Raw genomic sequence first — 26027 nt, forward strand, 5'->3', positions numbered from 1 at the left:
GTCCCGCCGGTTCGTCCCGCCGGACGGACGCCGCCGCGCGCGAGAGCGCGTCGCTTTTTGCGGTGGGTACCCAAGGCCGGGTATGGCCGAGACCGACGAGGGGGGGTACAACCGGAAGCGGGCGGCGCTGGCGGTGTTGCCCTTCCTCCTGCTCGGGGTGGCGGACGTGCTCCTCCTGCTGGGGTGGGGGATCAACCCGCTGTGGGGCTTCATGATCCTCCCGCCCATCCTCTTCATGAGCGCGCTCGCCTGGATCGCCTTCCGCTCGGGCTTCGTCGGGGACCGCGTGGTCGACGACGACCCCGCGGTCGCCGAGGTCGACCACGACTGATACGGATGATTGCAAGACAGTCCGGGATCGACCGCACGACCGCGTGCGGTCGACCCGGTAAACGCTTGCAATCATCCGTATGACGCCGGCCGGATTCGCCGAGCAGTGGCTTCGTGTCGAGCGACGGCGTCGTGAGCAGCACTACATGGCGTAGCCCCACGGCGTCGCGAGCGGCATTCGTGGATAGTCGGACAGCGATTCCACTGGCAAGCGTCGCCACTGGGCGAGCCAGCGTCGTCACTACCGGAGCGAGCGTCGCCGGCCGAGGACCGGCCGGGTTACGCGAACAGGTCGTCGACGGCGCCGCGCGCGGCCAGGGCGGCGTCGTCGGCGACGCGGTCGGGGTCGCCCGCGGCGTCGGGCGCGTTGAGGTACACGTCGACCTCCAGGACCCCGTCCTCGAAGGTGACGGTCACGTCGAGGTCGTCGACCGCCGACCGGTCGAACCGCGAGAAGACGACGGTTTCGGCGGCCTCGGCCGCGGTCTGGACGACCTCCTCGTCCGTCGGGTCGGCGTCCCCGTCGGCCGCCGCGTCGTCGGTCGGCATCTACGCGCCGCCGGCACCCGGGCCGCCCATGCCGCCCGGACCGCCCGCGCCGCCGCCCTGGAGCATGTTCTGGAGTTCGGTCTGGAGCTCCTCGAACTGCTCCTGGACGCGCTCCTCCTGCTTCTCCAGCGTCTCGACGCGCACTTCGAGGCTGTCGACCTTCTCCTCGAGGTCGTCCTGGGCCTCGCCGTACTCCGTCTGGACGAGCAGCTCGCCGACGCGGCGGTACATGCCGGCGTCCTCGTCGATGTTCTCGAGCTCCTCGAGGGCCGTCTCGGCCTCCTGGAGCTGGGTCTCGGCCTGCTGTTTCTGCGCGGCGACCTGCTGGGCCTTCTCCTGTAGGTCCTGCAGTTCCTCGAGCTTCTCCTGTGCTTCAGGCGGCAGATTACCCTGCATACCTTGCCGTGCGGGACCCGTGGTGAAAAACCCCCGCTTTCGAGTCGGGACGGCGAGCGGTCCGGCCGCCGGGCCCGACCGCGGCGCCGTTCGGGTCCCGACCGTGTCCGTCGCGCCGCCGGACCCGTCAGTTGTTGCGGCCGTCGACCTCGGTGACGTGTTCGAGCCACTTCTCGACGGTCGGCTGGCCCCAGTAGCGGACCGTGTCCGAGCGGTGGTCGTAGTCGACGACGCCCGCCGCGTCGAGCCGCGGGAGGTGCGTCTCCACGAGCTCCGTCGCGAACTCGTCGTGGCTGCGCCCGCGGGCCTCCCCCAGACCCGAGGGCTCGCTGGCCGCCAGCAGCATCGCCAGTTCGTCCACCGTCGCGGTGCTCACGTCGCCCTCCCGGAAGAACTGGCAGACCTCGCGGCGCCGCCAGTCCGACAGGGCCTCGAACACCGTGTCGATGAACGGCCGATCCCCCTCCAGGTCCTCGACCGCAGGCTCCGCGCGACCACGTCCGTCGTCCGTTGACCCGCTCCGTTCACTCATACCCATCTACCCTACCGTTGCCCGCTCTCCATCAAGAATATCGGCCCTAGAAGCCTAGGGTACCTGTTGTCTCGCTCACCTGTTCCGAGAGCCGGACGTTCCCGGCGCGGTGGGCCGGCGGGGTCACTGGGAGTCGAACATCGCCTCGAGGACGCGGCGGTGGCCCTTGCGGAGGTGCTGGAGGAAGGTGGTCGATGCGATGTCCAGCGAGTCGGCCAGCGTCTCGGAGTCGGCCTCGCGGGGCCACTCGTAGTAGCCGTTGTAGTAGGCGGTCTTGAGGACCGCGCGCTGGCGGTCGGTCAGCCGGGCGCCGATGTCGCCGTGGCCCGGCCACCAGGGGGCGTCGGTCCGGTGGCGCTCGCGCTTGGCGGCCAGCTGCACCTCGGGGAACCGGGCGTCCATCGCCTCGGTGACCTGCCGCACGTCGAGATCCGCCGGCGCCTCGACGAGCATGCGGCCGACGCCGTCCTCGACGACGCCGCGTTTGCCGCGCGCGCCGGCGTCGGCCAGGTACCGGAAGGCGGAGTCGGTCAGCGTCATCTCGAAGTGGGGGCCGTCCTCGCGGTCGAGTTCGCGGATCTCCTCGAGGTTGGACAGCTCCCGGGCGGCCGCCGCGCCGACCTCGGGGTCGACGCCCTCGACGGTGAGGTAGTTGACGACGCGGTCGTCGCCGGTCCGGACGGCGTGGTCGATCTCGAACCGACAGCCGTGTTCGCGGCTGGCCTCGAACAGCGGGAGGTCGCCGTGGACCTCGAACTCCAGTTCGAGGACGGAGTCCGACTCGACGAGCCGGCGGTACTGGGCGGCCGCGAGCGCGAACCCGACCGCCTCGCCGAGCGTCTCGAAGCCCGCCAGCTCCCGCTTGCTGAAGGCGTTCGGGCGGGCGGCGTACACCGCCAGCAGGCCGTGGGTCGTCGCCCCGTGGGTCAGCGGCACCGCGACCATCGACCCGAACCCGTTCTCGACGGCGGCCGTCCGCCAGGGCTCGAAGACCGGGTCGCTCGCGATGTCGTGGACGACCTGCACCTCGCCGGTGCGGTAGGCCTCGGCGGCCGGGCCGCCGCCCCGCTCGCCCGCCCCGACCGTGACCGTGATCTCCTCGAGGTAGTCGTCGGCGATCCCGGCACAACACTCCGGCCGCAGCTCCCGCTCGGAGGCCTCGCGCCCGCCGATCCAGGCGAACTCGTAGTACTCCGACTCGGCCAGCCGCTCGCAGACGGTCTCCTTGACGGCCTCGCTGGTCGTCGCCCCCGTCAGCGCGCGCACGCTCTCCTGGACGAGCTCCTGGATCTCCGCCAGCGTCTCCAGCTCGCCGCGCTGGCGCTCCAGCTCGGTGATGTCCCGGGCGATGGTGACGGTCCCCTGCACCTCGCCGTCGGGGCCGCGGTACGGCGCGATCGTCAGCTGGACGACCAGCTCGCCGTCCCCGCCGGCCAGTTCCTCCTCGACGGTCCGGGCCCGGCCGGACTCCAGGACCGCCCGCCGGTGGTCCTCCATCCGCTCGGCGACCGGGTCGGCGAACACGTCGCCGGTTGTGGCCCCGACGACCGCGTCGCGGTCCATCCCCAGGTTCCCGAGCATCGCCCTGTTGACGACCTGGTAGCGCCCCTCGGTGTCCTGCATGGCGATGGGGTCGGGGCTGCTGTCGATGACCGCCCGCAGCTCCTGTTCGCGCGCCTGGATCTCCTCCTCGCGGCGCTCGCGGTCGGTGATGTCGATGGCGACGGCGATGGCGCCCGTGTCCGACGCGTCGTCGCGGCCCTCGCCGGTCGTCGCCGACTCCGAGAGGGGTTCGAGACACGCCTTGTAGGTCCGGCCGTCGATCGTCGCCGTCTCGACGGTCGTCTCCCCGTCGAGCGCCCGCCGGAACCCATCGACCAGGTCCGGGCAGACGGGTTCGAACGCCTCGACCGGTTCGCCGAGGAACTCCTCGCGGTCGCAGACCAGCGCGTCGAAGTCCAGCCCCTGACAGTGGTCGACCCGCCCGTCCCCGTCGACGACGACCATCATCACCGGCAGGTCCGCCATGATGGTGCCGAGCCGCTCGCGGTTGGCCGCCAGCGCCTCCCGGCGGCGCTCGCGCTCGGTCACGTCTCGGACGACGTTGACGACCGCCACCACCTCGCCGCCGCGCTCGATCGGCGTCATGCGGTTCTCGACGACGCCCGTCCCGCCGTCGAGCCGGACCTCCGAGGTGACCGTCCGGCTCTCGGCCCCGCCCGCGAACAGCGCGCGCAGCGCGCGCATCCCCTCGTGGAAGATCTCGCCGTCGATGATCCCGAGCTCGCGCAGGCAGTCCACGTCCCGGCCCTCGACGCGCTCGGTCGGGACGCCCGTGAACCGGGTGAACCCGTCGCTGGCCGCCCGGATCGTGTGCGAGCGGTCGACCACGTACACCGCGTCGGCGGCTGCGTCGACGCTGGCCTCGTAGAGCGCCCGCTCGGTCTCGAAGGGGTCGGTCGGCTCGGCGAACGTCACGACCGCGACCGTGACGCCCCCCTCGCGCTCGACCGGCCGGACGGCGACGGTGACCTCCCGGCCGGTCCCGTCGACGACGCCGTTCCCGATGGTGCGCTCGCCGGTCTCGACGGCCCGTTCCAGCGGGTCGCTCGGGCAGTCGACGACCTCGCCGACCGACGACTCCCGCGGGTCCGCCTCGACCCGTTCGGCGAACGGGCCGTTCCAGACGCGGATCGCGCCGTCCGGACCGCAGACGACCGCCGGGTCGTCGACCGCGTCCAGCAACTCGTCGACGAGGGGGTCGTCCGCCGCCCCGCGACCCTCGACCCGCTCGCTCACGGACCCCCCTCCCACACGTGGTACCTACCCATGATGGGCGTACGGTACAGCGCCGAGGCTCATAACTTGTGGGCCTGGTTCGCGGGAGCGGTAGGTCGGCTCGCCGCTCCGTCAGTCCGCCGTCACGGCGGCCCCGCACTCCTCGGCGACGGCGACGAGCGACAGCCAGGTGTTACAGCCGGCCCGCAACGCGACGAGGTCGGCGGCGCTGACGGTGACGGTCAGCGTCGCGCCGTCGCGCTCCAGCGTCGCGGTCGTGCGGTCGCCCTCGATGTCGCCGGCCTCGACGGCGACGCTGCGCTCGACGCGGCGCGCGCGCTCGGCGTCCGGATACTCGCAGTCGAAAACGGCCTCGTGGTCCACGGCTCCGCGCTACTGTACGTCGACTTCCTTCACGTCGCGGCTGCGCTCCTTCAGGAGCACGCGGTGGCCGCAGTACGGACAGCGGACGCCGCCGTACTCGTCCAGTTCGACGTCGCGCTTGCAGCGGGAACACTTGTAGCTCATTCGTCGTCGTCGGCGAGCGCGGCGCGGATCGACCGGGTGACCGTCCGGCCGCCGGGGGTCGTCGGGCTGTACGCGCCGCCGGTGAAGGTGTGCCCGCAGTAGCCGCACTCCCAGATACCGGTGCCCTGGCGGTCGACGCGGTCCTCGCCGCACTCGGGGCACTCGTGGTCCTCGTTCATCTCGCTCTCGATCTCGGCGACGCGGCGGCGGGCGACGCGGCCGTACCGCGCGCCGAACCGTCCCGCGCTCCCGGTTCGTCCCTGCTGTTCGGCCATAGTATCGTACCGTCCGGCAGTGGGCCGTATAAACCCTGCGAGTCGCAGCCGCCCGCACCGCTCGACGCGCCGGCCGCCGCCCGGTCGCCGACAGCCGCTCGCAGACCGCCCGGCTGCCGGCGGCCACTCGCCCGCCGCCGCGTCACGGCCCGCGAGGGCAACTCGTTTGCCGTCGCCGCGCGACGGACTGGACATGGGATGGACGGTCGAGACCGACACCGTCACGCACTGCCCGACCTGCGGCGCCGAACTCGGCGAACGGGAGACATCCGACGGGACGCGCCCGTACTGCGCGGCCTGCGACCTGACGGTCTACCGGAACCCGGTCCCGATGGCACGGGCGACGGTCGTCGACGGCGACGAACTGCTGCTGGTCCGGCTGGGCGTCGGCGAGGACGCCGGCGAGTGGGCGCTGCCCGGCGGCCGGGTCGAACACGGCGAACCGCCCCGCGCCGGCGCCGCGCGCGAACTCGAAGAGGAGACCGGGCTGTCGGTGGCGCCCGCCGACCTGCAACTGCTCGGCGACGGCTTCCTGGAGTTCGACGCGACGACGATGGTGTCGTTCAACTACGCTGCGCCCGCCGACGCGGCGACGGGGACGGTCGCGGCCGCCTCCGACGCCGCCGACGCGCGGTTCGTCTCCCGCGCCGAACTGCGCGAGATCGACGCCCCCTTCCGGGCCTCCGGCCGCGACCAGCTGCTGGCCGCGTTCGATGCCGTCGGCGACGAGTAGAACGCTCCGGGTGCTCGCCCGCGAGATCGGTGTCGGTCAGTCCTGCAGGTCGGCCTCGCGCAGCGCCTCGTTGAGGTCCTCCCGGACCACTTCGCCGAGCTCGCGCTCGCGGGCCGTCGTGACGACGCGGTTCTCCTGCACCGAGGAGCCGTCGCGGATGAGCAGCCGGACGTTGCCGTTCTCGCCGGCGCGGGTGGCCTTGGCGCGGACGCCCGACCGCGAGCCCGAGCCGCCGGCGTCGATGGGGCCGGGGATGATCTTCTTGACGTGGGGGTGGCCGGCGACGGTCCGGATGGCCCGCTTGCCCGCCCGGCCGCCGACGAGCGTCGAGTGCGAGCCGCCGATCTTCTCGCTCGGCGCCGCGTCGACGACCTCCAGCGGGGCCTCGCCCCGCCGGGCGAGGACAGACTCGACGGGGTCGTCCTCGTCGCCGACGCGGTAGAACTCGTGGTGCAACTGCCCGCGGACCGCCCGCAGGACCTCCCGGTCGCCCGTCGCGTACACCTCCTCGGGGCGCTTGCGGCGCACCTCGTCGGCGACCAGCCCGGCGAAGTTGCGCAACTCGACCACCTCGCTCTCGTCGCCGTCCTCGGGCGTCGTGGTCACCTCGCGGACGCCGACGACCTCCTCGTCGACGAGCGTCGTCACGCGGGCGCGGTCCCGGTCCAGTTCGAGGACGACGGCGTCGGCGTTGTCGGAGCGACAGACCAGGCAGTAGTCGCCCGGCCGCTCCAGCGACGAGCCACAGCGCCGACACTCCATGTACGGGGATATTCCGGTCGAGCGGCAAAAGGAGCGCGGAACGGGCCGTTCCGTGTGTGTCGGTGACAGCCCACCGCCGACGACCCGGCGCCTCGTTCAGAGGTCGTCCGGGTCGCCCTTGAGATACTCCCGCAGGACGACCGTCGCGTAACTGCCCTTCGGGAGCGTGAACTCGAAGGTCACCACCCCGTCGGCGTCGCCGCGTCCGTCGGCGCCGTCGGTCCCGCCCGCGCCAGCGCCGTCGACGGACAGGTCGGTCCGCAGCAGGATCGCCCGGCGCGTCCCCGTCGACTCGAACTCGCCGGGGAGGTCGAAGTCCGCGGGGTCGAGGTCAAGGTCGTCGAGCACCTCCCGCTCGATCTCGCCGGGCTCGCCGTCGCCGAGTTCCGTCTCGGTGCCGACCAGCGGGGCGGTGACGAACGCGCGGCCCCGTTCGCAGTGCCGGCGGACCGTCCGGACCCGGTCTTCGGTCACGCGCTGGGTGCGGTCGGTATCGGGGAGCGCGACGCCCGCCGGCGCGTCCGAGTCCGCGAAACAGACCACGTCGCCCGCGACGGGTTCGTGGAACGGGAGCCCCCGCTCCAGCCGCTCCGAGAGGATCCGGTTGAACGCGTACGACTGGGCGGCGTTGACGAACAGCCGCTGGAGGTTCGAGGGGACCGCCTCGAGCGCGGCGCGGTAGTCCTCGTCGTCGAGGTCGCCGCCCCCTCCCTGTCGTTCGACGAGCCGGTGGCACATCGACCGCTCGAAGCCGAGTCGCCTCGGGAGTCGATCCAGCGCGCCCGCCCAGTCCTCGGTCTCGTCGACGTAGGCGCGGGCCTCCCGCGTCGACTCGGGTTCGCGATCGGCCGGGTTGCCGACGTAGGCCAGCACCGCGCCCTTCCAGTCGCCGCGGAGGACCGCCAGGCCGACCTCGTGGGTGACCGGCCGCTTGCTGCCGAACCGCTGCTGGCCGAAGTAGTTGGGGACGCCGACGGTGACGGGTTCGTCGCCAGCGGTGGCGTCCGCGGTCTCGGACTCCCCGGGGTCGCTCCCGCTGGCGAACGCCCGGAGATCGGCGGTGACGGCGTCGGCGAGTTCGGGCGCGTCGAGGTCGAGCCCGCGGACGGCGATCTCGAAGGCGTTGCCCGCCAGGTCGCCGAACAGGACCGGCCGGCCGGTCCGCCCGAGCGGTTCGATCTCGGTGTCGCGGATGTCGACCGCCCGGAGGTCGTCGGGTTCGACCTTCTCGACCGAGAACAGTTGCGTCGTGACGGCGTGTTTGTCCTTCGTCCCCGCCCAGGAGACCCGCTCGCGGGAGATGCCCAGGCGGTCCGAGAGTTCGGCGGCGAAGTCGTTGGTGTCCCACCCCCGCAGGGTGACCCGCGCGAGCACGTTCGGGTAGGCGCCGGCCCCGGAATCGAGCGGTTCGGGATCGAACGCCTCGACCTCGGTGACGCGGAAGTCCTCGGGCGCCTCGCGCAGGCGGCCCCCGAGACCGGGCGCGTCGCTGACGTAGTACTCCATCCCGACCGCCCGCTCGACGGGGTGTGCCTCGCGCATCTGTCGGTGAGTCGCCCGGCCGCGAGTAAATGCCTGTCGACCCTCGCGGGTCGAGAGGGGCCTCGACCGCCGGCCGTCGTCACTCGATGGTGACGGTGGCCGCCGCGTTCTGCTCGTCGTTCACGCGCACGTCGACCTCGTAGTCGCCGGGCTCGTCGGGGTTGTCGACGGCGGGGTAGCCGACGACGACCACGTCGCCCTCCGAGAGCGTGTAGTCGGTGTCCAGCGTCACGTCGAAGGAGTAGGCGTTGTTGTTGACGCCGCTGACCGACCCCTCGTCGAACTCGCGCTCCAGCTCGCCGTCGTCGTCGGTGTCGACGCCGAGGACGATCTCCCCGTGCTGGGCGGAGTCGACGGTGAAGTTCTCGCGGGGGTACGTCGCGCCGATCGCGGTCCACTCGCTGCCGTTCGTCGTCTCGTCGACCGTCAGGCGGAGCGTCTGGTTCACGTCGGTCGCGCCCGCGCTGTCGTCTTCGAGGGCGACCTGCTCGCCCGTGACCGTCGTGGGGTCGCCGTCGCCGCTCCCGCCGGTGAGCGCCGAACAGCCGGCCAGTGCAACCAGCGTCGCGAGTCCGACCGCGATGAGCGTTCGTTTCACGCTCGCCCGGAAGGACCTGCCACTGGTAAACTTGTCGGACGTATCGGGACAGAAAGCTTATACCCGGGGATCCCCCGGAGCGGTTCGGCGGTGACCCCGAAACTGACAGGTGTCGGCCGGTCGAACCCGAGACGCATGGAACGCACGCGCGTCGACGCGGCGCGAGTCGACGTGGCGGTCGAGACCCGCGCGCCGACGGGCGAGACGGCCGCGTACGTGCTGGGCTCTGATCCGGCGCTGCTGGTCGACCCCGCCGCACGGACCGACCGCCTCGACGCGGTGGCGGCCGAGCGCCGCGTCGGCCACGTCGCGGTCACGCACCACCACCCCGACCACGTCGGCGCCGTGGCCGACTACGCGGCCGAACACGACGCGACGGTCTGGGCGCGGACGGGCCGGACGGACGCCTTCGAGGCGGTGGCCGGCGTCGCGCCCGACCGGACCTTCGCGGAGGGGACCCGCATCGGGACCGGCGAGGGGGCGGTCCGGGTGGTCGACACGCCGGGCCACGCGCCCGAGCACGTCGCGTTCGCCGCGAGCGGAGTCGGCAGGGCCGACGACAGCGTCCTCGTCGCCGGCGACCTCGCCGTCGCGGAGGGGAGCGTCGTCGTCGGCGCCCCCGAGGGCGACCTGCGCGCGTACCTCACCTCGCTCCGCCGGGTCCACGCGATGGCGCCCGACCGGCTCCTCCCGGCCCACGGCCCGAGCGTGGAGGGCCCGGCGGTCCGCGCGACGGCGACGCGGCTGGTCGCCCACCGGCTCGACCGCGAGCGCCGGGTCCGCGAGGCTGTCGCGGCGGGCGCCGAGACCGTCCCCGCAGTCACCGACGCCGCCTACGAGAGGGACCTGTCGGGCGTGCGCGACCTCGCGGAGGCGACCGTCCGCGCACACCTCGAAAAGCTCGCCGTCGAGGGGCGAGTCCGGTGGGACGGCGAGCGGGCGCGACCGGCGTAGCTCGACCGGTCTTCGCGGCCGGCCGCTCGCGACGCGCTTTTCCCCGTCGGCCCGGTAGCTCGCCCATGGAGAGTCTCGAAGCCGAACGCGAGCGCGCCCAGGCGCTGGACGTGGCCGAGCTGGCCGACGCCATCGAGGCCATCGGCTTCGAGTGCACCCGCTGTGGCGCCTGCTGCAAGGCCGTCGAGGGCTGCGAGGGCGACGCCGAAGCGGGCGCGGAGAGCGAGCCCGAAGCAGGCGGGAAGACCGGGGGGAGCGACGGTCACGACCACACCGCGACCGTGTTCCCCGACGAGGTCCGCCAGTTGCAGGAGACGGGCGACTACGACTGGCGGGACGTGGCGCGGCCGATGCCCTACGGGCTCGTCGAGGGCGAGGACGGCCCGCAGGGCGAGACCTTCGAGTGGGCGCTGCAGACCGACGACTGCGGCGACTGCCGGTTCTACGCCGAGGACGACGACGGCGTCGGCGCCTGCACGGTCCACGACGACCGCCCGCTGGTCTGCCGGACCTACCCGTTCAGCGTGGCCCTGGGCGGGACGAGCCAGCCGATGGGCGAGGCGGTCGACGAGGAGGGGATGGTCCGCGCCCACGAGTGCGAGGGGCTGGGCCGGGACATCTCCCGCGAGGAGGCCGAGGAGCTGGCCCGGGCGCTCAAGGAGCGAGCGGTACGCGAACTGGCGGAGGCCATCGCCGTCCGGGACGGCTACCGGCCGGTCGAGCGCGACGCCGGCGAGGTGGTGGTCTTCGACTCCGAGGGGCCCAAGCGACCGGACGGGTCGCCCGTCGAGTGAGGGCGCCGAACCGGCGCCCGGCGAGTGACGGGACCGGCGCCAGTCGCGCTCCGCGCACCGATCTGGTGGGGGAGGGGTGGCATACTTTGATAAAACAGGGGGTCTATGACCCACCCGGAGGTCTACATCGTGGAAATCTCGGATAAACTGCTGTGTCTGTTCAGTGCGGACGTGTCGGACGACGGCGACCGATACGTCGTGGAGGTGCCCAAGCGGGAGATCGAGACGGGGGCGGTCGAACCGGGGGAGACGTACCGCGTCGCGCTCATCTCCTCGGAGGTGCAACAGTCCGAACAGCGGGACGACGACAACGTCCCCTCCGAACCGCAGCCGCCGGTCGAGGCCGGCGAGATCCGCTACGTCGAGATCGAGGACATCGGCAAACAGGGCGACGGCATCGCGCGCGTCGAGCGCGGGTACGTCATCATCGTCCCCGGCGCCGACGTGGGCGAGCGCGTCAAGATCGAGGTCACCGAGGTCAAGTCCAACTTCGCGGTCGGCGAGATCATCGACGAGGACCTGTAGTTCTCCGGGCACCCCCGCCCGCCAGCCACCCGCCGAGCGGCGCGGCCGCCGAACCTACCCGGACGACGGCGTCACCGACCCCGCTGGTACGACCGGTTAACCAACGGCACCAACGGCCCCCGTCCAGCCCGCCGTAGGCCGGCGTTACGACCGGGGGCGGACCAACTAATCGCAAGAGGGCGTCGGGTTTTACCGATCGTACCAAACCCGCTTTAGGGGAACGGTACCTCCCTGGAAGTATGAGCGCGACCACCGCGAGCGCGACGGGCGACCAACTCACCCCCAAGCAGCGCCGGATCCTCGAGTACCTCCGCGACAACGCCGGTCAGCAGACCTACTTCAAGTCGCGGCTCATCGGCGACGAACTCGATCTGTCGGCCAAGGAGGTCGGCTCGAACATGACCGCCATCCAGAACAGCGACCTCGATCTGGACGTGGAGAAGTGGGGCTACTCCTCGTCGACCACCTGGAAGGTCACGGCGTAACCGAACTCCCTCTCGCGCTTTTTCACACCCGCCAGCGACGGCTGGCGGATGGTGCGTCTTCGTGTTCCACGGGAGTTCGGCCCGAGTGCCCGTCAGGGGTCGTAGGTGACGATGTCGTCGGCGTCGGCCGCCAGCTCGGCGGCCTCGGGCCCGAACGAGTCGGCGTGCTGGACGAGCAACAGGAGCAGCGTCTCCGGCCGCCGGAGCGCGTAGCCGTCCTCGCGGGAGAGCAGGCCCGCCTCCTCCAGCTGGCTGGCGTACTTGCTGACGGTGGGCGCGGAGACGCCCAGTTCCTCGGCGAGCGCGGTGCCCGACGCCGCCGGGTCGCGCAGGAGCGCGACGACCATCCCGCGGGGGGTCTCCCGGCGGAGGTAGCCCAGCGCTACCTGCTCGAACTCCGAGAAGCGGTCGGCGGGGAAGTACCGCCGGTACTCGCCGTCCTCGCGGCTCTCGACGACGCCCTCCCGTTCGAGCCGCCGGAGGTGGTGCTGGGTCTCCCCCGTGCCCAGCTGCAGGTCGTCGCGGATCTTCGAGAAGTGCGCGCCGGGCGTCGCGGCGACGTACCCGAGCAGGGCGTCGGGCGCGTCGCTGTCGCTGTCCTTCGCGAAGCCGACGAACGGGCTGGACGCCCCCAGCGCGGCGAACCGACGGAGCGTCGCCCGCTTGCTCTCGTCGACATCCCCCTCTCGCGCCATTACGAGCCCTTTGGCAGTGGGGTGGTAAAACGGCTTCGGCTGGTCGAACGGTCGCGGAAAACGGGGTCGGCGGGCGGGTCACCGCCCGGGAGGGCGCGGCAAGGGCGTCTTACTCGGTCTCCGTCTCGGGCTCGCGCTCGCCGTCGGAGGCGGTGTCGGCGCTCCCGCCGCTGCCGTCGCCGCCGGGGCCGCCGACCGGACTGCCGGAGGGGTCCATCTCCGCGTCCATCTCCTGGATGACCTCGTCGGGGTCGCGGATGTTCGTCGCGTCGTTGCCCTCCTTGATGGCCTGGGCCTCCTGTTCCATCTCCTCGACGTCGACCTCCGCCTCCTGGTCGATCTGGCCGAGGATCTCCTCGATGTCGTCGAGGCCGAGCAGCTCGCGCGTCTCGCTGTCGAAGTCGAGGCTGTCGAGTTCGCTCTCGCCGTTGACCTTCGCCATGTCGCTCACGTCGCCGCCGGAGAGGTGCTTGCCGTAGCGGCCGACCAGCGAGGTGAGCTCCTGGGGCATGACGAACGTGGTCGACTCGCCCTGGCCGATGTTCTCGAGGGTCTCCATCCCCTTGTCGATGATGGCGCGCTCGCCCATCGACTCGGCGGACTTCGCCCGCAGCACGGTCGAGATGGCGTCACCCTGCGCTTCGAGGATCTGCGACTGCTTTTTCCCCTGGGCGCGGACGATGTCGGACTGCTTCTCACCCTGGGCCTGCTCGATGGCCGAGCGCCGTTCGCCCTGCGCCTCCAGGATCATGGCGCGGCGCTTGCGCTCGGCGGAGGTCTGCTGCTCCATCGCCTGCTGGACGTCCTTCGAGGGGTTGACCTCGCGGACCTCGACGCTCTCGACGCGGATCCCCCACTCGTCGGTGGGCTCGTCCAGCTCCTTGCGGATCTTCGCGTTGATCTCCTGGCGCTTGTTGAGCGTGTCGTCGAGTTCCATGTCGCCCAGCACGGCCCGGAGGGTGGTCTGGGCGAGGTTGGAGACGGCCTTCTTGTAGTTGTCCACTTCGAGGAACGCCTTCTTGGCGTCCATGACCTTGATGTAGACGACCGCGTCGGCGGTCACCGGCGAGTTGTCGCGGGTGATCGCCTCCTGGCGCGGCACGTCCAGCGTCTGGGTCCGCATGTCGAAGGCGTAGGTCTTCGAGACGAACGGCGGGACGATGTTGATACCCGGTTCGAGCAGTTTGCGGTACTCGCCGAAGACCGTCAGGGCCCGTTTCTCGTAGGCGTTGACGATCTCGACGGACTTGTAGACGACCACGACCGCCAGCAGCAACAGCAGCACTGCGACGATCGGAAGGGCGCCACCGACGCTCTGCAACACTGGTGCGGGGCTCATACGTTCGAAGTTTGCTCCACCCAGTCAAAAGTGTTGGGTGAGATACCACAGTTCCGGGCGGCGTCGATGTCGGGTCGGCGGTCCCGGAGCCGGGCGGTCGCCGCGGTCGGGACCCGGTGAGGCTCAGGCGGTGTCCGTCTCGAACTCGCGGTCCCGGTCGGAGTCCTCGGACTCGGAACCCCCGGACTCGCCGTCCGAGTCGGCCGCGGCGTCGTCTATCGCCGTCCCCTCGCCGTCGGTCGCCGCCCCCTCGTCGTCGGTCGCCGTTCCCTCGCGCTGGCGCTCGCGGGCGAGCGCGCGGTCGATGTCGTCGACGCCGCCGGCGAGGGGTTCGACGGTGAGGACGTTGCCGCCGCCGGGGTCGACGACCATCACCTCGGTCCCCTCCTCGATCTCGCCGTCGACGCTCTCGGCGCGGTAGTAGGGGTTGAACCCGCCCCCGTCGAGCTTGACCTCGCCGCCGCTCCGGGAGACGCGCTCGGTGACGCGGCCGGTCTTGCCCCGTAGCGAGTCGGAGTCGCTCGTCTGGTCGGTCCCCTTGCCGCCGTAGAAGTCGAACTGGCGGTAGACGTAGAGCGCCGCGCCGCCCGCCCCGAGGACGAGTCCGGCGAGGATCAGCGGCGCGAGGACGCCGAGTCCCGGGGGCAACAGCAGGCCGACGAGCCCCGCCACCAGCAGGGCGACGCCGAGGACGACGAAGTGCGCGCCGGGCGCGAACGCCTCGGCGAACATCAGTCCGGCGCCCGCCAGCACGAGGAACAGCGAGAGGTTCGACCCGATCCACGACAGGACCGAGGTCTGACCGATCCACTCGAACATAGCGGAGATTCGGTCGCCTGCCCGAAAACACTTCTGCTCGTGCGGGTTTCCACCGCGCCGCCGCCGGAGCCGTCAGAACCGTACGAACACCGCGTAGACGACCGCGGTCACGGCGGCGACGCCGAGCGCGATCGCGCCGACCGTCGACGGGGTCAGCGGCGTGACGACGCTGGCGAACACCAGCAGGACCAGCAGCGCGCCGGCGGCGACGAACACCGCGCTCTCCAGGCTCGGCGTGTCCGACTCGACGGGCAGGTCCGGCGTCACCGACCCGGCGACGTTGCCGCCGCCCCCGTTCTCCCCGCCCCCGCTCCCGTCGCCGTCGTCGCCGTCCGTCCCGCCGAAGGCGACCGTCGGGCCGTCGTCGTCCTCCTCGCCGACCGCCACGTCCCACTCGTCGCCATCGTCGAGGGTGTCGGCCTCCTCGACGTCGCCGGTGTCGTCGCCCACCTCGTCGACGGAGAACCGCCACTCCTCCTCGTCGTCCTCGGCCCCGGCGTCGTCTGCCATGGCCGCTCGTTACGGCCGGCGACCAATAGGGCTTGTCGTCGCCGGCCGCGCCGTGGACCGACTCCTGTTCGATAGCAGATAGAAACGCCGTTCTCCAAGCGCTTTTGTTTCAGGCGGTTCCCCTCGGAGTATGCGAGCGTGCCCTCCAGCCGAGCGGTGGCCGTCGCGGTGCGAGCGGCCGTCCGCCCGACAGCGGCGTGGCGTCGAACGCGAGTCGCTCGCGCGGGAACCGCTTCCCGCGCGGTCCGCGAGTTCCGGGGGTGAGCGACGGTGACCGATCCCGCCGTCGTCGCCGACGGACTGACGAAGCGGTACGGCGAGGAACTGGCCGTCTCGGACCTGTCGCTGTCGATCCCGGGCGGCGACGTGTACGGCTTCCTCGGCCCCAACGGCGCCGGGAAGACGACGACGATGCGGATGCTGACCGGGCTGACCCGCCCGACCGAGGGGACGGCGACGGTCGCGGGCGCCGCCGTCGACGACCGGCCGGCGCTGACCGAGCGGATCGGCTACCTGCCGGCCGACCCGCCGGTCTACGACGAGCTGACCGGCCGCGAACACCTGCGGTACGTCGCGCGGCTCCACGAGCTTCCACCGGCGGAGGCCGGCGAGCGAATCGACGACATGCTCGCGCGGTTCGAGCTGGCGGGCGACGCCGACCGCCGGATCGGGGAGTACTCGACGGGGATGCAGAAGAAGGTCGGCGCCATCGCGGCGCTGCTAGGCGACCCCGAGGTGGTCTTTCTCGACGAGCCGACCAGCGGGCTCGACCCGCGTGCGGCGCGAACGATGCGCGAGACCGTCGCGGCGGTCGCAGAGCGCGACGTGACCGTCTTCCTCTCCTCGCACGTCCTCTCGGTCGTCGACGAACTCGCCGACACCGTCGGCGTCATCGACGACGGGGAGCTCGTCGCCGAGGGGCCCCCGGCGGAGCTGAAACGGCGCGCCCGCGACGACGGCGAGGCGGACCTGGAGACGGCGTTCCTCGACATCACGGAGGACGAGGATGTCCCGGACGAACGAGTCGAGGCCTGAGCGGGGGGCGGCGACGAGGGACCGACCCGCGTCGCCGGGCCGGCGCGGGCGGTTCCCGTCGCCCGCCGTCAGCGCGACCGTCGCCCGCGTCGAGTTGCGGCGGATGGTCCGGCGGGTCCGCGCCCAGGACGTGTGGCTCGCGATGGTCGCGCTGGGGGCGCTCGCCATCCTCGCGGTGCTCCCGATCGCCTTCGACGCGGCGAGCGACTGGGGCGCGACGCTCGCGAGCGGCGACGCCGCCCCCGCCGCGACCGTCTCCCTGCTCGTCGCCACCGGGTGGGTGTTCGTCCTCGCGATGGGCGTCGTCGCCGGTGTCGGCTCCTACGGCGAGATCGACGAGCCCGCCGGGATGCTGACGATCCGCCCGCCGAAGGACGTTGCGGGCGGACTCCTCCTGATGAACGCCGTCGCCTACGTCCCGTACGTGGCCGTCCCGTTCGGCGTCGGGTTCGCCGGCTTGGCCGCCGGCGCGGGCACGCCGCTGCCGCTGGCCGGCGGCTTCGCCGCGACCGCCGCGCTGCTGGTCAGCGCGATGGCGATCGGCTACCCCGCGGGGCTGGCGCTGAAAGGCGCCGTCCGCCGGTCGAAGTGGCTCTCGCGGCTCAAGCCCGTCCTCGGTGCGGTCGTCGCCGTGGCGTACTTCTGGGTGATGTTCGCCGGGCATCTCCCCGCGCTCATCGACGCCCTCTCGCCCGTGTTGCGCGGGCCGCCGCTGGCCTGGCTGGGCGACCTCGCGCTGGCGACCACGCCGGGCGCCGGCGCCTCGACGCTCGGCGCCGCGGCCGCGCTCGGTCTGACCGTCGCCGCCGCCCCGGTCGGCGTCCTCGCGACGGTCCGCGCCGCCGAGTTCGCGTGGTTCACCGACGAGCAGCGCGACACCGACGCGGAGTCCGAACCCGACGAGGGGTCGACCGCCGGGCCGTCGGGCGCCGCGTCCGGGACGGTCACGCCGACCGGTTCGACGCGGCTGGGCGACGCCCTCGGGCTGGTCTGTCGCCGGCAGGGCACGGTCGGCGTCGCGGCGACGACGCTCGTCCGCGCCTACCGGGCGCCGCTGCAGTTGCTGTTCGCCGCGGTGCCGCTGCTGTTCGCGCTCCCGATGGTCGAGGGCGCGCTCGCGACCGGGACGGTCCCGTCGTACGCGCCGTGGTTCGCGATGCTGTACGGCGCGTGGGCGGCCGGCGTCGCCGCGCCGCTCAACCTCCTGGGTAACCAGGGCGCGGCGCTCCCCGGCCTCCTCACCTCGCGCGCGAGCGGCCGCGAGGTCGTCCACGGGACCGTCCTCGCGGTCGTCGCCCCCGCGGCCCCCGTCGCGGCGGTGCTCTCGGGCGCGGCGGCCCGCGCCAGCGGGCGCTCGACCCCGGAAGCGGTCGGCTTCGCGGCGCTCGCGCTCGTCGTCGTCGCCGGCGGCGCGGTCGTCGCGGCCGCGGTCGGCGCGCGGTTCCCCCGCTTCGACGGCGTCGACGTGACCGCCGACCGGACGGCGACGCCGCCGAGCAAGGCCGCGTTCTCGCTGTACTCGATCCTCGCCGCGCTGGGCGTCAGCGCCGCCGGCGTCCTCACCGACGAACTCTACGGGCTGGTGATCCACTCGCTGCTCGCCCCCCGGCTCCCCTTCGGCCTCTCGCTGTCGGTCGCCGGGCTCGAACGGGTCGCGCTGGGCGTCGCCGTCGCCCTCGTCGCCGCCGTGCCGGCGGCGTACGTGCTGGCGGTCCGGCGAGTGAGCGACTACCACATCGAGTAGAAACCGAGCGCCGAAAACGGAGCGGCCGCCTGCCGCTCGCTACCGGATCTTCGTCCCGGGCTCGGCGTCGCCGTGGGTGGTCAGCAGGTCGGCCTGCTCACCCGCCGCGAGCACCATGCCGTTGGACTCGACGCCGAACAGCTCCGCCTTCTCCATGTTCGCCAGCAGGACGACCTTCGTCCCCGGCAGCTCGTCGAGGTCGTGCAGCTGCTTGATGCCGGCGACGACCTGCCGCGTCTCCAGGCCGATGTCCACTTCGAGGCGGGCGAGCTTGTCCGAGTCCTCGATGGGTTCGGCCGACTCGATCCGCCCGACGCGGATGTCCAGCTCCTCGAAGTCGTCGAACCCGATGCGCTCCTCGGCGAGGGCTTCCAAGTCCATACTCCCCTCGTCGCTCCCGGCGGCCTCGTCGGTTTCGGTTCCGTCGTCACCGCCGTCGTCCGCGTCCTCCGCCACTTCCTCGACGCGGTCTTCGAGCTTCTGGTTCAGTTCCTCGACGCGCTCCTCGTCGATCTTCTCGAACAGCTCGGTGGGTTCGCCGAAGTCGGCGGGCGGGGCCTCCAGCGCGGCGTCGAGCGTGGCGTCGGCGACCGACCCGTCCTCGCCGAGCTGCTCCCAGAGCCGTTCGGCGGTGTCGGGGGTGGCGGGGTAGACGAGGACGGCGACGGCCTTGGCGACCTGGACGCAGTCGCGGATGACCGGCGCGGCCTCGTCGTCGTCGAGGTTCCAGGGCTCGTGGCGCTGGATGTACTCGTTACCGAACGCCGCCAGGTCGACGGCGGCCTGGGTGGCCTTCCGGACGGAGTAGTCGTTGACCGCGGCCTCGAACTCCTCGACCGCGTCCTCGATGCGCTCGCGGACCTCCTCGCTCACGTCGGCGTCGGGCGTGCCGCCGAAGTTGCGCTCGGCGAACAGGAGCGAGCGGTAGGCGAAGTTGCCGACGTTCCCCACTAATTCGCCGTTGACCCGCTCGGCGAACCGGTCCCAGGAGAAGTCAATCTCGTCCTGGAAGCCGCCGACCGTGGTGAGGTAGTACCGCAGCGTGTCGGGGTGGAACCCCTCGTCCAGGAACTCGCGGGCCCAGATCGCGCGGTTGCGGCTCGTCGAGAAGGCGTCGCCGTCGAGGTTCATGAACCCGCTGGCGACGACGGCGCGTGGCTCGTTGTAGCCCGCGACGTGGAGCATGGCCGGCCAGAAGATCGTGTGGTGCTGGATGATGTCCTGGCCGATGATGTGGACGATCTCCCCGGAGTCGGGGCCGCCGGCCTCGACGCCGACCTCGTCGGCCTTCCAGGCCGCTTCCCAGTCGTAGGTGTCGGCGCCGACCCGCTCGGTGTACTGCTTCGTCGAGGCGACGTACTCGATGGGCGCGTCGACCCAGACGTACAGCACCAGGTCCTCGCCGTCGTCGCCGGGGTAGTCGAACCCCCAGTCCAGATCCCGGGTGATACACCAGTCCTGGAGACCGTCCTCGATCCACTGGCGGGGCTGGTTGCGGGCGTTGCTGGTCCCCTCCAGGCGGTCGAGAAAGTCCGAGAGGTAGTCGGCGAGCTCGGAGACGCGGAAGAACTTGTGGGTCCGCTCGCGGTACTCCGCGGGGTTGCCGGAGATCGTCGAGACGGGATCCTCGATCTCGCCGGGTTCGAGGTGGCGGCCACAGCCCTCGTCGCACTCGTCGCCGCGGGCGTCGGCGCCGCAGTACGGGCAGGTGCCCTCGACGTAGCGGTCGGGCAGGGGCTGGTCCTCCTGGGGGTCCCAGGCGACCTTGATCGCCTGTTCCTCGACGTACCCCTCCGCCTCCAGCCGCTCGACGATCTCGTAGGTGAGCTCGCGGTTGGTGTCGTCGTGGGTGTGGCCGTAGTTGTCGAAGTCGATGTCGAACTTCGGGAACGTCTCCTCGTACTGTTCGTGCCACTCCAGGGCGAAGTCTTCGGGGTCGACGCCGTCCTCGATGGCCTGGACGGCGATCGGGGTGCCGTGCATGTCCGACCCGGAGACGAAGGCCGTCTCCTGGCCGAGCGTCTCCAGGGCCCGCGAGAGCACGTCGCCGCCGACGTACGTCCGCAGGTGGCCGATGTGCAGGTCGCCGTTGGCGTAGGGCAACCCGCAGGTCACTACGGCGGGATTGTCAGTGGGGAACTCCTCGTGGCTCATACTACTCGATACCTCCAGTCGACTCTTTAACGCGGTGATTCGCTGTCATCGTCGGTCGCTGCCGTCGGGGTCCGCTCGCTGGTCGGTCTGTGCCCGGTCGGATGCCGGCCTTCCCCGCCGTCGACCGGCCGGGCCCGAAGGCCCGGCTGGGGGTATGAGCCCGCGGCGGCGCGGTGGGTCCACCCGGCGCTAGAAGGAGCCGCGCATACGCATACGGCGGGTGGACGGGACTGTCATCACGTCGGGATGAGACCCCTCGGGACAAAAAGGTTGTCACCGTCCGCCGTCGGTCGGCGTCGCGGCGACCCGGCCCGCGGGCGCCCGTCCCGGGCCCGTACGCGCTCTCAGTCCTGGACTGCGACGCCGCCGAACAGCGCGAATCCGGTGATGACCAGGTCGACCTCGTCGTGTTCCGCCTCGCGGCGGGGACGTTCGTCCTCGGCGCCGGCCAGGATGGGGAGCACGTCCACGCGGACGTTCCACTCGCGGGGGACGACGACCTCCACGGCGCCGAACAGGGCGTTGGCGTTGATCGTCGCGGGCGGGTGTTCGACGACGGCGTCCCGGAGGTCGAGTTCGACCCCGCCGAACGCGGCGGTGAGGTCGGCGCCGTGGAACGTCTTCGAGGTCGACCGCTCGGCGCGGCCGCCGAAGACGGCCACCGACGTGAGGAAGTCGGATTCGCGGGCGACGGCGCGGGCGCGGTACTGCCCGGCGATCAGCGAGAGCCCGAACAGGACGAGCAACACGGGCCACAGCGAGAACACCGTCTCGGGGGCCAGCACGTCCAGCGCGACCAGTTGCCAGCCGCCGGCGACGATCACAACCGCCAGCGGACCGAAGAGGTTCCGGAAGCCGCTGGCGACGACCGCGAACAGGCCGACCAGCACGAACAGCGACGGGACGTAGACGAGCAGCCGGTCGGCGTCGTAGATGCCGGTCGTCTCGGCCAGCAGGACGACGCCCAGCAGCACGACGACGGCGCCGACGAGGATCTGGGAGGTGACGCGGCGGTACTCCATACGACTGTTTCGCTCGGTGACATGGTAAACACCGTCGATAGCGTGGTTATCACGCACGAACCGGGCGAGAACCGGGACGGACGCCGCAGGGACCCGGCAACCGACGGTCACTCCCAGGTGATCTTCACGAGGAAGGCGAGCGCGAGCAGTTCGAGGACGTTCAGCGCCATCATGCCGCGCTGGGCGACCGGTGCCGCCGAGTAGACCCAGCCGTGGAAGGTGCTGTGGAAGTAGAGGAGATAGACCGCCAGCAGGTTCTCCGCGAGGAGGAAGGCGCCGAAGACGAGCAGGCCCAGGGTGTGTTTCGCGCCGTGGGCCCGGTAGTTGCGCGCCCAGACCGCGGTCAGGCCGACCAGCAGGGCGACGTTGGCGACCACGGCGAGCCGGGCGGCCTCGAACCACATGGTCATTGCTGACTCCCCCTTTTGTGACGCTCCCGCAAATAGGCTGTCCGAATTGTCACCCGACTTCGCGGCCCGGGGAGTCGTCGGGTCGCTCGTAGCCTCGACGGCCCTCCGGGCGCCGGCGGCCCCGCGGCCCTCGGCCGGTCGCTTTGCGGCACGTCGCTCGGCAGCTCGTTCGACGGGTCGGTCGGTCGGCTGGCGTGATAGGTCATGAATCGTCCTCCAGGACGGTCTCGAGGACCTCCTCGACGGTGTCCCAGTTTGCGCGACACTGGTCGGTGGGGAGGTAGACGGCGCCGTAGTCGTCGCCGCTGGCCTCGACGACGTTGTTGTCCTCGAGTACGTCGAGATGGTGGCGGACGGTGGTGTAGTCCAGGTCGAGGTCCTCGGCGAGCTGGTTGGCGTTGCGCGGCCGCTCGTCTATCGCACGGAGGATGCGCGCCCGGTTGTCACCCCCGCGGGTGCTGGCGAACACGTACCACAGCACCCCTTCCATTACCCCGAACAGTGACCCGGCCCCCTTGTAAGCGCACCGACGGCGGAAAGGGGCCGCGACGGCCGCCGGATCGGCTGGAACGGTCTGACCCACCGGTCGCGACGCCGCTCGGCTCACAGGTTCGCGACGGCGCCGCGGAAAAAGAGGATCCAGACGAGGAAGCGGCCGACGCTGCCGACGAAGGTGGCGGCGGCGAACTTGACGTAGTCGTCTTCGAGCACGGAGAAGGCGTAGACCGAGAGCGTGTCGGGGAAGGCGGGCACAGACAGCGCCAGCGCGAGGCCGGCGTAGCCGTACTTCTTCGAGAGCTGGACGACCTTCGACTGTGACCACTCGATGATGTCGAACCGCGACCGGCGGAGCCACCGGATGACGGGGCCCGACTCCTTGGCCTCCTGGCCGATGTGGAACGCGAAGACGCTGCCGCCGGCCTTGCCGACGCTGGCGACGAGGACGACGATCGCGAGGTTGGCCCACAGCGGCAGGCCCAGCCGGAGCTGGTCGGCCAGCGGGAGGACGATCTCCGAGGGCAGCGGGAGGATGAACGTGATCAGGAAGGAGTAGACGAGGACGATGAGCAGACCGGCGGGGCCCGTCGCGGTGCAGACGGCGGTGACGACCGCGCCGCCGGGGTCGCTACAGGAACTGCCGAGCAGGAGCGCGGGGACCTCGACGGGGAGCACGACCGGCGGTAACGCGCGGGGTGTCGTAAACTTTCATATTTGCCCTACGTAGCTCAGTACCAGTCGAGGTCGGCGACGAACGACCGCAGCATCGAGCGGGTGACGTGGGGCATGCAGACGACGCGCATCTCGTCGGCGCCCGTCTTCGAGACGCGCCAGCCCCGCGAGCGCAGCTCCTCGGTCATCGGCACCGACAGGTCCGCCGCCACCAGCGGCAGGTCCGGCTCGACCACGTCGTGGCCCCGGGCGGCGAGCTGGTCGGCCAGCCACTCCGCGTTGTCCATCGACCGGTCGTACTGCTCGCGGTAGCCCTCCGGCCACAGCGCGTCCATCGCCGCGACGGCGCTGGCGACGCCCGCGCCGCTGCGCGTCCCGGTCAGCGTCACCTGCGACGTGGACTCCAGGTAGGGTGTCCGGATGGCGAGTTCGTCCAGTAGCTCGCGGTCGCGGACCAGCAGCCCGCCGGCGGGGATGGCGGCCTGGCCCATCTTGTGGGGGTCGATGGTCAGCGTGTCCACGGCGGCGTCGTCGAAGCCCCACGCGTGGTCGGTGAAGGGGAGGACGAACCCGCCCCAGGCGGCGTCGACGTGACAGAGCGCGTCGACCTCGTGAGCGAGGTCGGCGACCTCGGGGACCGGGTCGACGTAGCCGTACTCGGTCGAGCCGGCGACGGCGACGACGCAGACGGTGTCCTCGTCGACGAGTTCGGCCATCGCCGCGGGGTCGGCGCGGTGGTCGGTCGTCGGCGCGGTGCGGTACTCCACGTCGAGGAGGTCGGCGGCCTTGGTGAAGGAGAAGTGGGCGCTCGTGGGGGCGACGACGTTGGGGTCGTCGGTGTCGGCGCGGTTGCGGGCGATCCGGACGGCCTGGATGTTGGCCTCCGTCCCGCCGCTGGCGACGTAGCCCTCGGGGTCGGGGTGGCCGGTCACCTCGCCCAGCAGGTCGACCGCCCGCTCCTCCAGAGCGGCGACGCTCTCGTAGGTGCCGGGGTCGCCGGGGTTGGTCGCCAGGAACCGTTCGGCCGCCTCCCGAGCCGCGGGGTGGGGTTCGGTACACATCGACGACAGGACGCGCTCGAAGTCCTGCGGCTCGGCCAGCTGCATACCCACAGGCAGGGGGGCGACTCGTTTAGCTCCTGTGGTGTCGGAGCCCGCGCTTCACGGGGTCGAGGCGGCCAGGCCGCCGAGATACGCGGTCAGGTCGTCGACGACCGTGGGGTCGTAGGTCACCACCCCGGCGTAGGTCCCCGGTCGCTCCTCCGCGGCGATCAGCGCGGACTTGGCGTCGTCCTCGCCGGCGCCGTCGAAGGCGACGACCCAGAAGTCGGTGACCTCCCCCGTCTCGTCGCGGTGGACGGCGACGCCGTCGATAGCGGGCGGCTCCCAGTCGGGCTCGCCGAAGACCGTGACGGACAGGTCGGTCGTCCCCGCCAGGTGTTCGTACATCGGGACCTGCGCCCGGAAGGCCGACAGCGACTGGAAGGTCGCGTAGAGGCTCCCGCGACCGGTCCGCCAGGCGCGGTCCTCGACCTCGCGGGCGGTCGCCACCAGCCGGCTCCTGTCGTCCATCTCGAAGGCGGTTCCCGAGAGCAGCCCGACCAGCTCGCGGTAGGCCGACGCGTCCGCGGTCGCGTCCCAGGGCGCGCCCCCGGAGGGGTCCCGCAGTTCGTCGAACGCCGCCGCCGGGACGGCCCCGAGGTACTCCCCGTCGCGCTCGACGACGAGATACCCCGACTCCTCGGGGATCGGCAGCGACTCGTGGCGCAGGTCGGCGTCGAACCGGTCGAGAACGGGCGCCAGGTCGTCGTACGGCTCCGGGCCGAAGGTCGTTATCGTCTTCCGCGGGCCGCGCGCCCGCTCGCGTAGCTCGCGGAGGCGGTCCCCGCCGTCACCCCCCATCCTCCGCCCCCGGGTCGCCTGCCGAAGCGAGCAGAGCGTCGAGGTCGACGCCCGCCTCGGTCGTGTCGGCCGCCAGTGCCGCGTCGACGGCCGCCTCCCCGCCGGCCGAGAGCGGGACGAGCGTGACTCGCCCCTCGTCGGAGTCGTACTCGACGAGTCCCGCCGCGTCGAGCGCCGGCAGGTGGACGTGGTGGAGCGCGACCCGCACGTCCTCCCGGGCGACCGGCCGGTCGGGGCCCGGTCCCGCCTCCGCCCACCCGGTCACCAGGTCCGCGAGCGTCCCGACGGACGCCGACTCGTGCTCTCGCAGGTAGTAGAGCACGATACGCCTGTCACGATCGGCGAGCGCCCCGAACAGGCGGGACGTGTTTCCCCCATTATTCATAGTTACGTTTCTCTCCCCGCGTCTAAATATCTATTGGGGGACAGATTCCGCGGACCCGGGAACCGGCACGTGCGCCGCTCCGGGACCGGACGCGGCCGGTTCGGCGTCGGACAAATCGGGCCCCGGTGGCTTCGAGGGTCCGAGCAGGTTCGACCGGGTCCGGGCGGGACCGGTCGGGCTGGGAGCGGGCGGGCCGGGAGCGGTACTGCGGCCGCGACCCGCCCGGGCGACTACCGACACTTATAGCGGCGGCCGTTCTATCCCGTGGCATGTCCACCGAGCAGTCCCTGGAGGGCGACGCGGCGATCGTGACCGGCGCGAGTTCCGGCATCGGCGAGGCGACGGCCCACGCGCTGGCCGAGGACGGCGCGGACGTGGCGCTGGCGGCCCGCCGCGAGGAACGGCTCGAATCGATCGCCGCCGACCTGGAGGACGCCTACGGCGTGGAGACGCTGGTCGTCCCGACGAACGTCCGCAGCGAGGACGCCGTCGACGCGCTGGTCGAGAAGACCGTCACCGAGTTCGGCGGGCTCGACCTGCTGGTGAACAACGTCGGCGTCGTCGCCGGCGATGGCGTCGACGACCTCTCGACCGAGGACTACCGCACGATGATGGAGGTCAACGTCGACGGCTACTTCTTCGCGACCCGGGCCGCGCTGCCCCACCTCCGGGAGTCCTCCGGTACTGTGGTCTTCATCGGGAGCTTCGCCGGCCAGTACCCCCGACCCTTCAACCCGGTCTACGCGGCGACGAAGTGGTGGGTCCGCGGGTTCGCCAAGAGCGTCTCCGCGGACGCCGGCGCGGACGACGTGGCCGTCACGACCATCAACCCCGCCGAGGTCCGCAGCGAGTTCGCCAGCGAGAGCGGCGAGTCCTTCGAGGACCGCTTCGACGAGGGCGAAGTCTCCGAGCCCACGGAGATCGCCGACGCCGTCCGCTTCGCCGCCAGGCAGGACCCGTCGATGGTCTCGGAACTGGACCTCTATCGGCGGGACAAGCTGACGTTCTTCTGACTCTGCGGCGCTGTCGGTCGCGTTTCACCGACGCTCTCCGGGACATGTG

31 protein-coding genes are annotated in these 26027 nt (G+C 71.8%); 9 read left to right on the forward strand and 22 right to left on the reverse strand.

Annotated elements, in window-relative coordinates:
• The first annotated feature begins 82 nt into the window (after nt 1-82).
• Nucleotides 83-331, forward strand: coding sequence for a DUF8142 family protein (locus E3328_RS07260; protein ID WP_135363919.1), 249 nt, complete (start codon nt 83-85; stop codon nt 329-331).
• A gap of 278 nt (nt 332-609) precedes the next feature.
• On the opposite strand, the gene E3328_RS07265 is transcribed toward E3328_RS07260, so the two are convergent.
• From E3328_RS07265 to E3328_RS07295, 7 genes are all read right to left on the reverse strand, one after another.
• Complete coding sequence (locus E3328_RS07265; protein WP_135363920.1) at nt 610-879, reverse strand: DUF3194 domain-containing protein; 270 nt, start codon at nt 877-879, stop codon at nt 610-612.
• Nucleotides 880-1275, reverse strand: coding sequence for a prefoldin subunit beta (locus E3328_RS07270; RefSeq protein ID WP_135363921.1), 396 nt, complete (start codon nt 1273-1275; stop codon nt 880-882). It abuts the gene before it with no gap.
• A gap of 127 nt (nt 1276-1402) precedes the next feature.
• On the reverse strand, nt 1403-1807 hold the full coding sequence (locus E3328_RS07275) for a DUF7344 domain-containing protein (protein WP_135363922.1): 405 nt from the start codon (nt 1805-1807) through the stop codon (nt 1403-1405).
• A 123-nt stretch (nt 1808-1930) separates the two neighbouring features.
• Nucleotides 1931-4606 (reverse strand): PAS domain-containing protein, encoded by a 2676-nt coding sequence (locus E3328_RS07280; RefSeq protein WP_167837330.1) that lies wholly within the window; start codon nt 4604-4606, stop codon nt 1931-1933.
• 111 nt (nt 4607-4717) lie between these two features.
• Nucleotides 4718-4969: a KEOPS complex subunit Pcc1 gene (locus tag E3328_RS07285; protein ID WP_135363924.1), complete on the reverse strand. Its 252-nt coding sequence runs from the start codon at nt 4967-4969 to the stop codon at nt 4718-4720.
• Nucleotides 4970-4978: 9 nt separating this feature from the next.
• A complete protein-coding gene (locus tag E3328_RS07290) occupies nt 4979-5113 on the reverse strand; it encodes a DNA-directed RNA polymerase subunit P (protein ID WP_135363925.1) in 135 nt (44 codons plus the stop codon).
• Nucleotides 5110-5388, reverse strand: coding sequence for a 50S ribosomal protein L37ae (locus E3328_RS07295; protein ID WP_135363926.1), 279 nt, complete (start codon nt 5386-5388; stop codon nt 5110-5112). Before E3328_RS07295 ends, E3328_RS07290 begins: the two co-directional genes overlap by 4 nt.
• Before the next feature lie 193 nt (nt 5389-5581).
• Here E3328_RS07295 and E3328_RS07300 point away from each other — a divergent pair, with 193 nt between their 5' ends.
• Complete coding sequence (locus E3328_RS07300) at nt 5582-6121, forward strand: NUDIX hydrolase (RefSeq protein ID WP_135363927.1); 540 nt, start codon at nt 5582-5584, stop codon at nt 6119-6121.
• Nucleotides 6122-6157: 36 nt separating this feature from the next.
• On the opposite strand, the gene E3328_RS07305 is transcribed toward E3328_RS07300, so the two are convergent.
• The 3 genes from E3328_RS07305 to E3328_RS07315 all read right to left on the reverse strand — a co-directional run bounded on the left by E3328_RS07305 (nt 6158) and on the right by E3328_RS07315 (nt 9023).
• Entirely contained in the window at nt 6158-6883 is a 726-nt protein-coding gene (locus tag E3328_RS07305; RefSeq protein WP_135363928.1) for a DUF2103 domain-containing protein, read from the reverse strand.
• Between the two features lie 96 nt (nt 6884-6979).
• Nucleotides 6980-8425: a tRNA pseudouridine(13) synthase TruD gene (truD, locus tag E3328_RS07310; RefSeq protein ID WP_135363929.1), complete on the reverse strand. Its 1446-nt coding sequence runs from the start codon at nt 8423-8425 to the stop codon at nt 6980-6982.
• A gap of 79 nt (nt 8426-8504) precedes the next feature.
• Nucleotides 8505-9023: a hypothetical protein gene (locus tag E3328_RS07315; protein WP_135363930.1), complete on the reverse strand. Its 519-nt coding sequence runs from the start codon at nt 9021-9023 to the stop codon at nt 8505-8507.
• A gap of 135 nt (nt 9024-9158) precedes the next feature.
• Here E3328_RS07315 and E3328_RS07320 point away from each other — a divergent pair, with 135 nt between their 5' ends.
• The 4 genes from E3328_RS07320 to E3328_RS07335 all read left to right on the forward strand — a co-directional run bounded on the left by E3328_RS07320 (nt 9159) and on the right by E3328_RS07335 (nt 11781).
• Nucleotides 9159-9977, forward strand: coding sequence for an MBL fold metallo-hydrolase (locus E3328_RS07320; protein WP_135363931.1), 819 nt, complete (start codon nt 9159-9161; stop codon nt 9975-9977).
• A gap of 65 nt (nt 9978-10042) precedes the next feature.
• Complete coding sequence (locus E3328_RS07325) at nt 10043-10771, forward strand: YkgJ family cysteine cluster protein (RefSeq protein WP_135363932.1); 729 nt, start codon at nt 10043-10045, stop codon at nt 10769-10771.
• A gap of 129 nt (nt 10772-10900) precedes the next feature.
• Entirely contained in the window at nt 10901-11296 is a 396-nt protein-coding gene (locus tag E3328_RS07330) for a TRAM domain-containing protein (RefSeq protein ID WP_135363933.1), read from the forward strand.
• 239 nt (nt 11297-11535) lie between these two features.
• Nucleotides 11536-11781: a DUF7123 family protein gene (locus E3328_RS07335; protein ID WP_135363934.1), complete on the forward strand. Its 246-nt coding sequence runs from the start codon at nt 11536-11538 to the stop codon at nt 11779-11781.
• 92 nt (nt 11782-11873) lie between these two features.
• On the opposite strand, the gene E3328_RS07340 is transcribed toward E3328_RS07335, so the two are convergent.
• The 4 genes from E3328_RS07340 to E3328_RS07355 all read right to left on the reverse strand — a co-directional run bounded on the left by E3328_RS07340 (nt 11874) and on the right by E3328_RS07355 (nt 15144).
• Nucleotides 11874-12476, reverse strand: a complete 603-nt coding sequence (locus E3328_RS07340) for a winged helix-turn-helix transcriptional regulator (RefSeq protein WP_135363935.1) — start codon at nt 12474-12476, stop codon at nt 11874-11876.
• Nucleotides 12477-12585: 109 nt separating this feature from the next.
• Nucleotides 12586-13815, reverse strand: coding sequence for an SPFH domain-containing protein (locus tag E3328_RS07345; RefSeq protein ID WP_135363936.1), 1230 nt, complete (start codon nt 13813-13815; stop codon nt 12586-12588).
• Nucleotides 13816-13938: 123 nt separating this feature from the next.
• Complete coding sequence (locus E3328_RS07350; RefSeq protein WP_135363937.1) at nt 13939-14634, reverse strand: NfeD family protein; 696 nt, start codon at nt 14632-14634, stop codon at nt 13939-13941.
• Between the two features lie 72 nt (nt 14635-14706).
• Nucleotides 14707-15144: a DUF7312 domain-containing protein gene (locus E3328_RS07355; protein ID WP_135363938.1), complete on the reverse strand. Its 438-nt coding sequence runs from the start codon at nt 15142-15144 to the stop codon at nt 14707-14709.
• Nucleotides 15145-15414: 270 nt separating this feature from the next.
• On the opposite strand from E3328_RS07355, the gene E3328_RS07360 reads away from it, so the two are divergent.
• Together E3328_RS07360 and E3328_RS21850 are read left to right on the forward strand one after the other, a co-directional pair.
• Nucleotides 15415-16179, forward strand: a complete 765-nt coding sequence (locus E3328_RS07360) for an ABC transporter ATP-binding protein (RefSeq protein WP_135363939.1) — start codon at nt 15415-15417, stop codon at nt 16177-16179.
• A complete protein-coding gene (locus E3328_RS21850) occupies nt 16151-17923 on the forward strand; it encodes a hypothetical protein (protein ID WP_167837331.1) in 1773 nt (590 codons plus the stop codon). Before E3328_RS07360 ends, E3328_RS21850 begins: the two co-directional genes overlap by 29 nt.
• Nucleotides 17924-17962: 39 nt before the next feature.
• On the opposite strand, the gene metG is transcribed toward E3328_RS21850, so the two are convergent.
• The 8 genes from metG to E3328_RS07405 form a co-directional block, all read right to left on the reverse strand.
• On the reverse strand, nt 17963-20077 hold the full coding sequence (gene metG, locus E3328_RS07370; protein ID WP_135363940.1) for a methionine--tRNA ligase: 2115 nt from the start codon (nt 20075-20077) through the stop codon (nt 17963-17965).
• Nucleotides 20078-20421: 344 nt separating this feature from the next.
• The gene (locus E3328_RS07375; protein WP_135363941.1) at nt 20422-21099 is read right to left on the reverse strand and encodes a LiaF transmembrane domain-containing protein; all 678 of its coding nucleotides are present in this window, start codon (nt 21097-21099) and stop codon (nt 20422-20424) included.
• Nucleotides 21100-21206: 107 nt separating this feature from the next.
• Entirely contained in the window at nt 21207-21509 is a 303-nt protein-coding gene (locus E3328_RS07380) for a DUF8036 family membrane protein (RefSeq protein WP_135363942.1), read from the reverse strand.
• A gap of 202 nt (nt 21510-21711) precedes the next feature.
• The gene (locus E3328_RS07385; protein ID WP_135363943.1) at nt 21712-21999 is read right to left on the reverse strand and encodes a winged helix-turn-helix domain-containing protein; all 288 of its coding nucleotides are present in this window, start codon (nt 21997-21999) and stop codon (nt 21712-21714) included.
• A gap of 113 nt (nt 22000-22112) precedes the next feature.
• Nucleotides 22113-22682 (reverse strand): YqaA family protein, encoded by a 570-nt coding sequence (locus E3328_RS07390; RefSeq protein WP_135363944.1) that lies wholly within the window; start codon nt 22680-22682, stop codon nt 22113-22115.
• 53 nt (nt 22683-22735) lie between these two features.
• Nucleotides 22736-23785, reverse strand: coding sequence for a tyrosine decarboxylase MfnA (mfnA, locus tag E3328_RS07395; protein ID WP_135363945.1), 1050 nt, complete (start codon nt 23783-23785; stop codon nt 22736-22738).
• Nucleotides 23786-23839: 54 nt separating this feature from the next.
• Nucleotides 23840-24580 (reverse strand): DICT sensory domain-containing protein, encoded by a 741-nt coding sequence (locus E3328_RS07400; protein ID WP_135363946.1) that lies wholly within the window; start codon nt 24578-24580, stop codon nt 23840-23842.
• Nucleotides 24570-24965: a DUF7344 domain-containing protein gene (locus E3328_RS07405; RefSeq protein WP_135363947.1), complete on the reverse strand. Its 396-nt coding sequence runs from the start codon at nt 24963-24965 to the stop codon at nt 24570-24572. Before E3328_RS07405 ends, E3328_RS07400 begins: the two co-directional genes overlap by 11 nt.
• 269 nt (nt 24966-25234) lie before the next feature.
• On the opposite strand from E3328_RS07405, the gene E3328_RS07410 reads away from it, so the two are divergent.
• Nucleotides 25235-25978, forward strand: a complete 744-nt coding sequence (locus E3328_RS07410; protein WP_135363948.1) for an SDR family oxidoreductase — start codon at nt 25235-25237, stop codon at nt 25976-25978.
• Nucleotides 25979-26027: the final 49 nt, after the last annotated feature.

The sequence above is a fragment of the Halosimplex halophilum genome, from assembly GCF_004698125.1.
GTDB classification, from domain to species: domain Archaea; phylum Halobacteriota; class Halobacteria; order Halobacteriales; family Haloarculaceae; genus Halosimplex; species Halosimplex halophilum.